This window comes from Acinetobacter sp. MF4640, from assembly GCF_002018895.1.
GTDB lineage: Bacteria > Pseudomonadota > Gammaproteobacteria > Pseudomonadales > Moraxellaceae > Acinetobacter > Acinetobacter johnsonii.
This window is the reverse complement of sequence record NZ_MVOM01000051.1, coordinates 13703-27187: the sequence shown is the minus strand read 5'-3', so window position 1 is coordinate 27187 and position 13485 is coordinate 13703. Positions and strand designations below refer to the sequence as shown.

7 protein-coding genes and 4 pseudogenes are annotated in these 13485 nt (G+C 36.4%); 4 read left to right on the top strand and 7 right to left on the bottom strand.

The window, feature by feature from the left end:
• A partial coding sequence (locus MF4640_RS15035; protein WP_078390086.1) for a hypothetical protein occupies window positions 1-210 on the top strand: 210 nt, incomplete at its 5' end.
• A gap of 236 nt (window positions 211-446) precedes the next feature.
• On the opposite strand, the gene MF4640_RS15030 is transcribed toward MF4640_RS15035, so the two are convergent.
• The 3 genes from MF4640_RS15030 to MF4640_RS15020 are packed head-to-tail and all read right to left on the bottom strand — an operon-like array spanning window position 447 to window position 6486.
• Entirely contained in the window at window positions 447-3647 is a 3201-nt protein-coding gene (locus MF4640_RS15030) for a site-specific integrase (protein WP_078390085.1), read from the bottom strand.
• Window positions 3648-3651: 4 nt separating this feature from the next.
• The gene (locus MF4640_RS15025; RefSeq protein WP_078390084.1) at window positions 3652-6009 is read right to left on the bottom strand and encodes a hypothetical protein; all 2358 of its coding nucleotides are present in this window, start codon (window positions 6007-6009) and stop codon (window positions 3652-3654) included.
• Between the two features lie 12 nt (window positions 6010-6021).
• Window positions 6022-6486, bottom strand: coding sequence for a hypothetical protein (locus MF4640_RS15020; RefSeq protein WP_101495490.1), 465 nt, complete (start codon window positions 6484-6486; stop codon window positions 6022-6024).
• Between the two features lie 389 nt (window positions 6487-6875).
• Here MF4640_RS15020 and MF4640_RS19945 point away from each other — a divergent pair.
• Together MF4640_RS19945 and MF4640_RS19765 are read left to right on the top strand one after the other, a co-directional pair.
• Window positions 6876-7101 (top strand): annotated as a pseudogene (locus tag MF4640_RS19945) (hypothetical protein).
• A gap of 516 nt (window positions 7102-7617) precedes the next feature.
• Window positions 7618-7937, top strand: a pseudogene (locus MF4640_RS19765) (HipA N-terminal domain-containing protein); the annotation flags it as partial.
• Here MF4640_RS19765 and MF4640_RS15010 read toward each other — a convergent pair.
• Window positions 7895-8502 (bottom strand): annotated as a pseudogene (locus MF4640_RS15010) (transposase); the annotation flags it as partial. The pseudogenes MF4640_RS19765 and MF4640_RS15010 overlap by 43 nt on opposite strands.
• Between MF4640_RS15010 and MF4640_RS15005 the strand changes: the two are divergent.
• A pseudogene (locus MF4640_RS15005) lies at window positions 8480-9232 on the top strand (type II toxin-antitoxin system HipA family toxin); the annotation flags it as partial. The pseudogenes MF4640_RS15010 and MF4640_RS15005 sit on opposite strands and share 23 nt — an antisense overlap.
• 708 nt (window positions 9233-9940) lie before the next feature.
• On the opposite strand, the gene MF4640_RS14995 reads toward MF4640_RS15005, so the two are convergent.
• Genes MF4640_RS14995 through MF4640_RS14985 form a run of 3 tightly spaced genes read right to left on the bottom strand, consistent with a single transcriptional unit; the run spans window position 9941 to window position 13473 of the window.
• On the bottom strand, window positions 9941-10855 hold the full coding sequence (locus MF4640_RS14995; RefSeq protein WP_078390082.1) for a DMT family transporter: 915 nt from the start codon (window positions 10853-10855) through the stop codon (window positions 9941-9943).
• 46 nt (window positions 10856-10901) lie between these two features.
• Complete coding sequence (locus MF4640_RS14990) at window positions 10902-12185, bottom strand: MFS transporter (protein ID WP_001002975.1); 1284 nt, start codon at window positions 12183-12185, stop codon at window positions 10902-10904.
• A 49-nt stretch (window positions 12186-12234) separates the two neighbouring features.
• Window positions 12235-13473 (bottom strand): M24 family metallopeptidase, encoded by a 1239-nt coding sequence (locus tag MF4640_RS14985; protein ID WP_078390081.1) that lies wholly within the window; start codon window positions 13471-13473, stop codon window positions 12235-12237.
• Between the last annotated feature and the right edge of the window lie 12 nt (window positions 13474-13485).

Below are 13485 nucleotides of genomic sequence, written 5' to 3'. Positions count from 1 at the left end.
TTTAAATTAAATGATGAACAACTCGCACAGCTTCTTATCCCGAAACGTTTTGTACCACCTACTCCAGCTGAATATGAAGGCAAGAACATGGTTTATGTTTTTGATAGTGAGGATAAGTTTGAACTGAGTTATGCTGAACTGGTGGAGATCATTAGCAAAGCGAGAATGGCTGGACCGAAGTTGATACCTGTTTTAGGTACTGTGAATTAGATTCAGCAGTGGCCACACGCCACTTGAATCATGATTTGATTGGAAGCGGATTTGGGCTGAGAATAATTTAGTTCAAATTTAACCTGACAGACACATTATAAAATGGGTAACTGTCATATCGAGTTTGGACTACAAGACTTTAGCTCAGCGATTTACCAATTTACACTATTGTCTAAAATTCAGTGACGAAACTGTGATGCTAAAGTTTTTAAATTTCCCTCTTTAAGATGCTTAGGCTATTTAATCCAAAGTTTATCTTCTTGCATCATTTTTAACATTAAATTAAATATAACCAGCGGAGTAACATTTTTTTTGTTAGAACCAACAACTCTTTGAAAACTAAATTTAACGGTTCGCTCAGGAGCATCCAAATTAACTGGGTAGTTTTGTTTTTCTAAATACAGATGATCTCCTAACATTGGCTCTATACCAGTAATAAAATTAACAATTTGTTGCTCATCACCTTTTATTCGGCATTGAAAATGCAGAAAATTCTTACGCAGTTTTCCAAATAATAATAATATTTTAAGCGCCTTAACCATGTTCTTTTCTTTCAGTGCATCTTGCTGCCTATCATCTTTATAATGAAAATCAAGGAGAGGAATTATTTCATCTGGACGAGTCAGTTTTTTAGCCTTTTCGTAAAGTTCATCAAACCAACTCTCTTCTAAATTCTTACTATAAACATAATTCGTTTTTAAATTAAATTTTTGGCGATCCATCCATTTAGTGCTCATCCATTGACATCGTTGCATCCATTCTTGAGCTTGAGTATCTTCGCTTAAACGACCTTCTCTAAAACTTATCAAACGTTGAAAAGGTGTCAGAGTACTCTTCTCTATACTAAACTTCTTTTCTTGTCGGCCAGCCATCGTAACTGGCTGTGTTTGCTGATAAGAATGAAACCATTTCTGCTGCTGAGTATAACGATTTAGGTTTATGTAGTCTGTACTTGACTTCACTGGACTAAAACACTGTTCTAATACTTTTTTTGAAATGATACACGGCGAATTATAAATTCGATCGACTGCTAATAAATCCAAAACATGAAGGTAATTTGAAGCCGTTTGCTCAATACTGCTATGCCCCATCCAAGAGGCGAGCACCTGCCATTTATGTTGAATAATCTCTTCTTGAGCACGTGCTTTCATACCAAACAATAAATCCCTCATCTTTTTTGCTTTTACCCAAGGAAAATCTGTGTAGGTCTTGATCATTTCTTTTGAACCGAGCAAAGTTATTGCTAGATAGTTAGCAGCACTGTGGCGTAATGTATGAAAACTAAAGCCATGATGCATACCTAATATTTGACTAAACAAATCTACTGTAATTTTGCTGATACATTGATCAGTTAATACACGATGATTCACACTAAAAAGTAGATCATCCTGCTGATTAACCAAATATTGCTCATAACGATGTTGTATGTAACGTTGTACTACTAAAAACTCATGTTCTGACAATGCAATTTTCAATGGTATTTGACGATTCGCACTTCGCGTTTTCAGACGGCGATATGAATTGTTCTGAATATGAAGCGTGATATTATTAAAAGCTGTATTTTCTTTTTCTTTATAAAGTAACTCTGGGCAAATAATATCTTGTATTTTAAGACAACGAACTTCATTTAATCGGAGTCCAGTTCTATAACTCAGTAAATACATCAGCTTTAAACAACTCAGATGATCGACCCACTCTGATGCCGTTGGCTCTTGACTTAAATGTTCTAGTTTTTCCAATAGCTTGCCAAATAACAAAGGGCTTACTAGGCGTGCATTGCAAATTTGTAAATGCTTAAAACTTGAATTCTGTAACACCAATACCTCTGGTGCATCAAAATTCTCTATACAAAATTGATGAAAATCTTTTAGGCGACCAAAACGGTATTCTGCTGTTTGGTGCATCTTACGAGAGGTTTTTCCTTTAACAGCTTCACGTTGAGTTGCTTGTGCATCTCGTTCACTGCTATATTTCAACAACTGTCGATATAAATCTTCATAATCATCAATGGATTGTTGCTTTAAATCTAATTTATTGAGCCAAATCTCAAATATAAATTCTTTACCAAACGATCCTAAGTAGCTTTCAATAGTTGATAATTGAAGCCCTCGTTTTTTTAAATGCATTAACCATTCAATTAAGCGTAGTTGAGCATCAATTAAAGACTTTTCCTCCGTATTAGCATCAACTATCTTCTCCTCTAACACCCTTCTGGTTTCTTGCCAAAAACGTAGCGTGCGTTCTTCTTTATTCCTCTTTTTATCTAAACGCTCAACTTTTTGACCTTTACGTTTCTTTTGATCAAACAACATTAACTCATACGGAATCTTTTGTAATTTGCTTTGTGCAGTCGGAACTTCCGGATGTAACTGCTCTTGTTCAAAATGAATAGGGCGATTCTCTTGTTCTGTGACTTGATTGTAATCATTATTCCACAGCAATCTAAATTCGGATGGCCTTAAAGCGACAGTATTAATCTCTTGCTGAAGCACATTACTCAAAAATATATCTAGGCTAAGGTTTGGATTAAATTCGAGTACCATTTGCACATCATTAAATGCACGAAATCCACGGCGTTTAATTTGATATTGCAGATCCCCAAGACTTTTTTTCCTGCCTATCTTACTCAAGCTTTCTAAAATACAATCTTCAACTGAATGTTGCAGACGAAATTCTTTCTGAGTGGCTTTCAACTTTTTTAAATATTGTAAAATGAACTGCGCATATGGGTTAAAAAAAACATGTTTCCATTGGTACAACTTTCCCTTTTCTACATCGTTGCCATATTGAGAGTTTTCAACACGATAATGTAGTAACAATGGATTAGTAATCTTTTGATAATCAGAATGGTATAACCGAAAACAATTCAAATTTTTACCAAGCTCAATGGCATCCTGCAATTGTTTCTGAATAGTAATCAAATGCTGTTCATCTGCACAGCCTGAAATATATATAAAACTTAAGCATAAATTTCCCCATAAGTACTTCGGTTCATCCCAATATTCAAATGAATCTTGCCAATACTGCCTTAATTCCTTGACTACCAAAATATGTAGATGCCCCTGTTCTAATCGTGACTCTGTACTCTCAATTTTTCTAGGCAGTACTATCCGTTTCGTATGTGGATTTAGCTTAATTCTGTATGATTTTTTATCTACATTCTGGTTGAATTGCCTCCTTCTTTTATTAAATTCATCTTCAGTAAATTGCATCAGTTTTGATTGTTCGTCTCGGCTCAACTTTTGACTCAAACAATCAACACTATCTTTAATGTCATGCCATTTTTCAGCGATCTGCTGATCAAGTTTTTGCTGCATGTCTTTCGTCAATACTTCAGGTGAAGAAGGCTGTCTATCTAGCGACTTTTTCACCAATCTATGAATATCAACAAATAGATCATCTAGTTGCGGTTTTATTAGTTCTTTGATTTTTTGCATACAACTATTTTCGCTCTAAGTGTTTAATCGATAAAAATTTGACATTATCTTGCAATTGCTGGCGGGCTTGCTGTACATAGACATTCGGAATAAGTGAAGAATGCGGATGAAAAGCCTCTCGGTCACGTTGGTCATGACCATAAAGGGCCTGTATTAAATGGAATGCTAAAGCAGTTTTTTCTTCTTTTTTTTCTTCTTTTTTTTCTTCTTTTTTTTCTTCTGTATACATCAAAAAATTCATATCAAAATGACGTAACCAATTCGAATACATATTCTTTGGAAAGATTCCTTCCATATATAAATTTACCCAATTTCGAGATAAAGGGATTAACTTAATTTTTCTGCTCTGCCACTCTTTGACAGTTATCGGCAAGATATCTTTACTACCAATGACGTTGCCAAAAAGATCATTTACAGTAATTTTCTTTGCAAAGACTTGTCTAAAAAACGAACCGTACGCTTCAATAATTTGTTCTAAAAAGACTGTGTAATTTTGCAGTGTTTTTATGAAAAAATCAGATAATGGGATAAAACGACCATCTTTTCTTGCTTTACTATTTCTTTTATCGTTTACATATAAAAGCTTAAGCTCAACACAATAATCATCCAAATTCCCCAACAGATTTTTTTTAGGCCGACTTGCCAAACTCAACAAGCTAACATGCCACATCCAACACGCGTATGCATTCAATTGATTAATGATATGTTGATCTTTTTGAATATTTTCTTGGCAATGTTTATGTAAAAAAGCAAATTGCTCTTTCACAAAACTGGGTTCAAGTGCCAGTTGGCTCCCTATCCTTCCTATAGATAATGCAGATTGCACTTTGAATTGTTGTCGCAATATTTTGAGTTCTTCAGTAAATTGCGAGGAATGTGGTGTAAGTGCTGTTTCTACAAAGGCTAGATATGTGCTGCTGAGTTGAGCTTTCGGTAGCCCTCCATAATAGATACCAGGCATGTGATGCTGACTATCCCGCCCAGCAATTACATGAGCTAGATATTCATTATATGTTTCATAATATATATGAAAATATAATTGAGCCTGCAGTTTTTCAACAGTAATCGAACCTACAAACCGATTATCAAGCCAATTCTTAAGTCTGGTATTAATGTGTGTTGAAGAAATTAGTGGATTCGATGCTTGTTCTATATAGTCAAACCAAGCAGAAGGTAAATGTAGTTGATGTGTCATCATTTCATTCCATCGCTCATCATTTAAGCTCTTAATCTTCTGCTCTGTAATATTAAGATTTAATTTGAGTAAATATTCGCGACGTCTACTTGAACCATTTTGAATCAACGTACCCTCCTGAATAAGGTCATTAAAATCCATCAGTGCAACGGGTGATAATCCCGTCAATAAAGACAGTAAACAGGCAGCAGCGATCGCCGCATTCCTCGGTCGTCCTGATAATTCATCTCTTAGCACATAAACAATTTGCTTCAGTATATCTGGCGCCAAATAATGTGGATTTGTAATAAATGGCGCATGACGGCGTTGGCGATGCCGCGTGTAATACGCAGCATAATCACTAATTAAATGATTAAAATTTTTAGTTTTTTCATCTTCAGAGTATAATTCTATTTCAGTGTCCAATAACTCAATTTCACCATCTTCATCTTTGTGAAGAGAGGCATCATAAAAACTGATCTTTGCGTTATGTCCGATATCTTCATGCTTACCTGATTTTATTTCACGAAATTTTTTGAGTTCATTTTTAGTTGGCCATTTCAAAACTTTGCTTTTTTTTGACTTACGCTGACGATGAACAACACGACGATCATCTAGTCTTTTAAAAATTATTAATAGAGCCGATAAATACTCTATGACTTGTACTTGTTTGAAATCTTTAATATTAAAAAGTTGATTACGATCCTCTTTTTTCAAATTACGTTCGTACGTGACATAACAATTTAGCAGCTTACTACATTCATGAAATAATTCAGCATTATTAGAATCCAGCACATATCGTGAGACATAGCGTAATAGGTCACAAACATGTTTTTGCTTATTCTCAGCTTTATCAATTTTTGCAAATTCTTGATACTGCCGATATGTTAAAAAACTCGCTTGCAGAATCAAATAACGTTGCGATGACAGCTCTTGTGTATTACTAGTATCTGGACATGCAAAATAACTTAAAGAAGCTAGAAAATAATATTTACCTAATTGTCTAGAGCTAGATATATAGCCATATATCTGTTGCGCTTCTTTATATAGAGCGTGGGCTTTTTCACGTAAATCATCTGATAGATCGACAAATTGTTTATTCACAACATCATCATGTAATAGACAATAATCTTGTTTAAATTTTTCTGCTAATTCTAAGAATTGCTCTTCTGTTTCAATCTTTGGCATATTCGCTTTCGCTTAATTTTTTATCAAATTGCATTGGTTAAATTCATTACGATCTGAACAATTTGGTAAAAGTTGATCTTTGATTGAACTTTTTGTTAGCTTAAAAAATCTAGCAAAAAATTTAGCATCTAGCTCTTTCTGAGCTTTTCTGTCAAAGCACAAGTGTTGCTGTGATTTTTCGATAAAATCATCAAGATTATGTATCAGCTGTAAGATTGCAACATAATTAGAATGCACACGTAATCCTGGCTCCCTTTGCATCAATAGCAAGATTTTTTGCCAAATTTTGACGTAGATTACTTTGAACTTTGCCTGTACTACTACTTTCTGACTCTGTTTAATCTTTTTGATTTTTAGTAGTTCTGAGTTAATTTTTACTATCTCAAGCAGAACATCTGGTCGGTCAAAGCAAAAGGGCATGATAAATTGCCCTATAAAAATCTCAATATTTTTTACTAAATAGTCAAATTTTAACATTTTTATCGATATAAAAAATGAGCATATCTTTTTATATGAAAATATATTTAATCTATCAACTAAATTTTCTCACAATTACAATTCTCAACAAATACATACGGTTTACTTATCTAGGTCGGTCTAAATTTTAAGAATTCTTCCAATTTTTTTTAGTTTTCTGTTATAGGATCGTAATATTCAGATTACTTATCTAGAATTGAATAGATCGTTAACTTAGATAGACTTTTAAGCAATGTAAGTTGCCGAATGTTTATCAACATATGTCTCAAAAAAGTCTGCCCATACATAGATTTATGGCGTTTAGTGCTTAAATTTCAGATTAATCTTCGTCTGATGAGCGGAATGGATGTTACAGATTACATGCAGGTGAATTGCTCTGTGGCTGTATCATGGCTTTTGTGTAATCCAATCCATTTGATCCAAATGTTCTCTTTTGCAATAAAGCAGCCTCTTCTGCTTTTCCTGAACCAACAAACTATGTCATTGATTTGATTCAATCGACAACAGTGATGCTGAATCAAATCCCCAAAGAAGGGATTAAATGCAAGAAATGTGGTAAGAAAAATAGGGGATGGAAGTTATTATCCATCTAATTGGAACCAGCCCATGAGTTGAGATCAGTTAAGTAAGTATCATTTTAAGTATAAGAGAAGGATGGCTCACCTCACTTCTCCGAATAACAACGCTATGCTTTTCAACCCAAGTTAGATATTGGCAACTACATTTCATTCTTCATCATGCTAGTCATATAGCATGTAGACAATTACTACATCATTTGCATTCAATGCTCAATACAGCCTGTCAGCAGAACCGCAGCGATACTTTTTTCCGTGCATACATGTAGTGTTTAAATATATTCATTTTTCAATGATCCTCTGCCGTTTATCACATTTATGGTCGATCTTTAACCTTGTGAAAAATGCACATACCGATCCCTTCAAACTGTCAAAGTTATGTATACATGACATTTAAAGAATATTATCTGATCAATTTTTTTAGGTAAAATTCTTAAGAAAAAATTTATTATTATTCATAACACCACTAACAGCCACATAAAAACAAGAATTTAATAAATTATTCTTCCAATTTTTTTAGATTTAGTGTTATTACAACGGTTGTGGTGAAACTTGGCTGGGGGGAACGCTGATTAGTTCAACTGCCACAACTGGTAGACCCAACATTGCTTTTGAATATAGCCCAGAAGCAATACAGCGAGGTGTTGAGCTCTCTTCTTACTTACTCCCTTTAAAAGGTCTACCATTCAGACAGGGTTTCCTACTCATCAAATGGGACTCCCAGGTCCAGTCTATGACGCTTTACCAGATGGTTAGGGCATGTTGTTGATGGATCGATATTTTCGAAAAATTGGACTGCATCCGGCACGAATCGGCCCTTTGGAACGTCTAACTTATATTAGCACCCATGCAATGGGTGCCCTCTCCTTTGAACCATAGGTATCTACACATCTTGAGGTACCTAATGCAATTGTTGCGATTTCATTCAGTTCATCTATTGAATATTCTGAGAGCAGTTGAAGAGTGTTCAGTAAAATCGAAAGTCCTGCCAATATTGCAGGTGCACCTTCCAACTTACCTCTCTTCTGCTGTCGGCCTGAAAGACGGGTCAGAAATATACGAATTTTCTGATTTTGTTCATCTTCAGAACGCTGTATTCGCCAAGTCAGTACACACGCCATACTGCTGATCAGGAGCCGCCTTAAAATCGCTGTAGGTGTGGTCTGAAGCCATGATTCAACGTCATGGCCTACCTACTTCAGAAGCTTGAAATAGCACTCAATTGTCCAGCACCAGAATACCAGGTGGTTAGTTCTACCGCATCAATCTCTGAAGAAACATTGCTGATCAGCGACCATCTCGCGACTGTTTTACCTTGAGCATCTTTCACCACAGCAACAATTAACCTGGCTGCAACTGCCTTGCCTGGCTGGGGAGCAACCCGTTGGCCTAAATCATCTTTTCTCTTCGGCTTTGCTGCACGCGTTAACCGAGATCCTGTCAATTTTGAGTTTTCGTCGCAAGCTTCTGATCAAAATGAAGCCTGGCTGATTAAGTTTCCTGCTCAGCAAGAGCATCCTGAATTCTGCGCCATTGAAGCCGTCTATGCAGAATGTTTGCGACTTTGTGCAATCGAGACTCCAGACACCCATTTTTTTAATTTGCCCAATGGTTTAATGGCTTTTGCTTCTAAACGATTCGACCGTCAAAATGGCATGCGGATTCGAATGCAGAGTTTGGCTGCATATACCGGAGCAGACTATAAAGTTCCAGGTAGCCTAGACTATCGCAATTTTCTTCGGACAACCTTGATGTGTACGCAAAATGTGTGAGAAAGGCTGTATGCTTTTAAATGCGCTTTGTTTAATGTACTTTTCAATAATCGACATGACCATACCAAGAACTTTTCTTTTCTCATGGCAAAAAATGGTCAATGGAAATTGGCTCCAGCCTATGATGTGACCTTCTGTGAAGGTCCAGGTGGTTATCATCAAATAGACATTATGGGAGAAGCGCTCAATATTTCCCGAAATGACATACATAAACTCGGTACTTCAGAAGCGAATCTGACTACTCTAGAAGTCGATGAGATCATCTTGGCCATGCGTGAAATTGCACTTCAATTTAGTCAAATTGCGCAGCGCCTGTATCCCCATCAAATTCGAGAATCCACCCTAGAGATGATTCAATCACGAATTCAACAAAATATTGATTTTTTAACTGAAACCTAAGCGTAAATATAAACTAAGCGCCAACCATCAACTTATAGTTAGTCGCTACATAATCTGTAGAACCTGTGAATTAGCTCGCTTTATAATCACGAATAGTAGATGGATCACCGCCAAGATATGTTATGCAAACGTGAAATCACTACATCCAGATCGAAAATCACTAAGAAAAAACTGTCACCAAAAAAAAGGGCTGCACTATGGATAGATGCAGACCAAACTCTGGATAACTACCAGCACGAGAAATATGTCGCAATTTTGCATAGACATGAATTTGATAAAATCAGCCCAGAAAGCCAGAAATTCATAAAAACTATTTCATCAATCCCCTATAACTAATCACGTTCATGGTCGATCTTAAATCTTGCGAAAAGTACTCATGCTGACCTAGCCAAACTATAAAACTCATGTATTCATAGCATTTAAATGAATCTTTCAATCGGTATATTTAAGGTAAAAACTAGTAATCAGAAGTTATTATTATCCCCATATAAAACAAGCATCAAATTAAAAACAATAACTTAGTGAATTATTCTTCCATTTTTTTTATATTTAGTGTTATCAGTTGCCCCCTGAAACTGAATATTCAACTTCCACAAAAACAGCTTTTATATGCAATAATCCAATAATGGCTACACTGAGTACATGAAAGATTTTTAGCCATGTGTTATCCTGCACCAAAATAAATTTGAAATTGATATATGTAAAAAATTAATGAGTGGAATAAACTTTTTCGGGATTGAGATCGGCTTTACCTAAAATCACATTGAGCAATGACACGCTAATAATCAAAATTACTCCAAATATCTGCGCATTGGAAAGCTGTACATTGGCGAACAGGCTGGCAAGAATGACTGCTGTTAATGGTTCAAAAATAGTATAAATAGAAGCTTGTGATGCCTTTAAATACTTCAATCCATAGGTATATAAAGCAAAAGGTAATAACGTCCCAAACACAATTAATAAGATACAGGCAATCACAATATTGAAGTCTATATTCGAGACCAGACTTTCAATTTCTTGGAAGTGAATAAAGGGAAAAATCGCAAGCGCACTAACCATCATTGAACTGAACAATAAAAAAGTCGGGCTATAGTGGTCAATAATATCTTTACCAATCACCCCATAAGCAGCATAACAAATGCCTGAGGCTAAACCAAATAGAACCCCCGTCATATTGAGCTGATTATCACCAAGCATCATACATGCAACACCACTCACAGCCACAAGAGTGAGCATCATTGACTTTAACGTTATTCGCTCTTTCAAAAAAATAAAAGAAAGTACCACACTCCAAATAGGAGCAGTATAAAGCAATGCTACTGCTATGGCTGGTCCTACATGTTGTACCGCATTAAAATAACAGAAAGTCATTCCAAGCATACCGAGTAATGATTGAATGACCAATTTAGGAATATCCTGAAATTGCAGTGTTCGTAAAACCTTATTAAGAAAAGGTAAAAAGGCCAATAAACAAATAAATGTACCGACAATCCGCAATCCTGTTACTGAACTATTACTCAAGCCTGCATTTGCCAATTGGGTACTGGCAATGCCTAAAGTCCCCCAACCAACTGCCCCCATAATAACCAATAAAGCACCAAACCATTGTGATTGTGTATTCATATTTTTGTTCCCTATAACAAATTTACAAAGGTCTCATCCAAGAGGATTAGACCGTGACAAGTTTCGCTTTATTGCTCTGAACCAATACGCTCATGCTAAATAAGGCAATCACAATTAAAATAAAGGCTGGTGCTAAAGTACTGCCTGTACTATGAATCAACCATGTTGCAAGTAGTGGAATCGTACCGCCCAGTAGTGCATTCGCTGTATTAAAACTAAATGCAAAACCGGTATAACGCACATGCACAGGGAAAAGCTCAGTGAGGTATGCAGGCAAACTGCCATCATTCATCGCAAGTAGGCTACAGAAAACCAATTGAATGATAATCATGCCAATAAATGATGTATCAGATAAGAAATAGAACAGTGGGAAAGTTAAAATTATAAAGCCTATACATGCCATAGCTAACATTTTATTGCGGCCCATACGGTCAGAATATTTACCCATCATAAATACAATGCCGATGTAAAATGCTAAAGAAATAGCCCCTGAAATAAAAGATTCGGTTTTATTTACCCCTAATTCAGTCGACAAATAATTTGGCATATAGCTAAAAATTAAGTAGAACGCAGTCGCATTTAAAGATGCGATTGCAAACGCTTTAAATAATGGCTGACGGTATTCTGTAAATAATGCTTTAATCGGGAAAGTTTCTTTATGGCTCGTTTTTTGATGTGCCAGAAATTCGGGGGTATCTTCAAGTTTTAGACGAATGAAACGACCAATTAAACCCAGTGGCGCAGCCAATAAGAATGGTATTCTCCAGCCGTATTCATATAAGAATGATTCTGACATCCATGCAAACATGGCAGCTGACATCAATGAACCCAACAATAAACCTGCGGCTGTACTGGCTGGCACTAAGCTGGTATATAAGCCCTTTTTATTTTTAGGTGCGTATTCAGCTAAAAAGTTAGATGCACCAGCATACTCACCTGAAGCGGAAAAGCCTTGAATCATCCGAAAGAAAAGCAATAAAAGTGGTGCAAATATTCCAATAGAAGCATAATTTGGTAAGAGCGCAATACACATAGTTGCCAATGTCATAATCATAATTGACCAAGACAGTGCATGTTTTCGCCCATATTTATCACCAACATATCCCCAGAAAATTCCACCAAAAGGCCGGACAATAAAGGACAAAGCAAAGATGGCGTAGGTTGACATTAATGCAACTACAGGATCACTACTTGGAAAGAAAACCAAAGCAATCACAGTGGCTAAAAAACCATAAGCAGCATAATCAAACCATTCAACAAAGTTACCAATAAAACTTGCAGTAGCAACGCGTTTTAAAGTGTTTTGATCAGATTTAGCTTTTTCATTCATATTATTTTCTCCACCAAAAAAGGCATCCCGATTTGGGATGCCTTGTGACTTATGCCTTGATAATGTTGTGCTCAGGGCCATAAGGGAATTTAGTGATATTTTCAGTGCCTGATTCAGTCACCACCAAAATGTCGTGTTCACGATAACCGCCCGCACCTGCCATACCTTGTGGCAACATAAGCATAGGTTCCATTGAAATCACCATTCCAGGTTCAATCACGGTATCAATATCTTCACGAAGTTCTAAACCAGCTTCACGACCATAGTAGTGGGAAAGTACGCCGAATGAATGTCCATAACCAAAAGTACGGTATTGAAGCAAACCTTCTTCACGGTAAATTTCATTTAATTCGTTAGCAATATCGCAGCACCGTGCACCAGGTTGAATCAGTTTCAAACCTGCCTCATGCACTTTGACATTCGCTTGCCAAATTTTTAATGAAGCATCATCACAGTGGTCAAAGAACTGAGTCCGTTCAAGTGCAGTGTAATAACCCGCGATCATTGAGAAGCAGTTCAGACTTAAAATATCGCCTTTTTGCACTTGACGAGTAGTCACAGGATTGTGTGCACCATCAGTATTAATGCCCGATTGGAACCAAGTCCAAGTATCCATTAATTCTGAATGCGGAAAACGTTTAGCAATTTCACGCACCATCGCTTGTGTCGATGCCAACGCGACTTCGTGCTCGTGCACACCTTCTTTGATAGCCGCAGTTAATGCAAAACCGCCAATATCACATACGGCTGCGCCTTGTTTAATGTGCGCAATTTCTTCGATAGATTTCACCATACGCAGCTTCATACAAGTGGCACTAATATCGACAAACTCAACATTTGGCAAGAATGCTTTCAGCTTGTTTAATCGCTCAATCGGCAGATGGTCAAACTCAACCCCTACACGACCTTTGTTGGGAATTTCTTGTGCAACAGCACGGAAATAGTTATCACGCTGCCAATCGGTATAGACCACATTGTAGTCACCTACTGTACGACGCCAAGGTTGACCACCATCAATATTGGCAGAAATACTCACCACTTTTTGATCTGTAACTACTACACCAAAAAAGCGACCAAATGAGCAATACAGGAAATCAACGTAATAGTTGATGTTATGCATAGAGCTGAATAAAACTGAATCAACTTGTTGATCCGCCATCATTTGACGTAATTTTCTATGACGGTTTTCATATTCTTGTTTTGAGAAAGTTGACTGCACTTTTTTACCATTTTCAATCGTTAAAAGTGCAGGTAACGTATCTTTCACCATATTTGCTTGAATATTCATCACTAATACCTT

Excerpts from the sequence above, each read along its gene's own strand:
- MF4640_RS15030 (WP_078390085.1), bottom strand. The coding sequence starts at position 3,647 with ATGCAAAAAATCAAAGAACTAATAAAACCGCAACTAGATGATCTATTT.
- MF4640_RS15025 (WP_078390084.1), bottom strand. The coding sequence starts at position 6,009 with ATGCCAAAGATTGAAACAGAAGAGCAATTCTTAGAATTAGCAGAAAAA.
- MF4640_RS15020 (WP_101495490.1), bottom strand. The coding sequence starts at position 6,486 with ATGTTAAAATTTGACTATTTAGTAAAAAATATTGAGATTTTTATAGGG.
- MF4640_RS14995 (WP_078390082.1), bottom strand. The coding sequence starts at position 10,855 with ATGAATACACAATCACAATGGTTTGGTGCTTTATTGGTTATTATGGGG.
- MF4640_RS14990 (WP_001002975.1), bottom strand. The coding sequence starts at position 12,185 with ATGAATGAAAAAGCTAAATCTGATCAAAACACTTTAAAACGCGTTGCT.
- MF4640_RS14985 (WP_078390081.1), bottom strand. The coding sequence starts at position 13,473 with ATGAATATTCAAGCAAATATGGTGAAAGATACGTTACCTGCACTTTTA.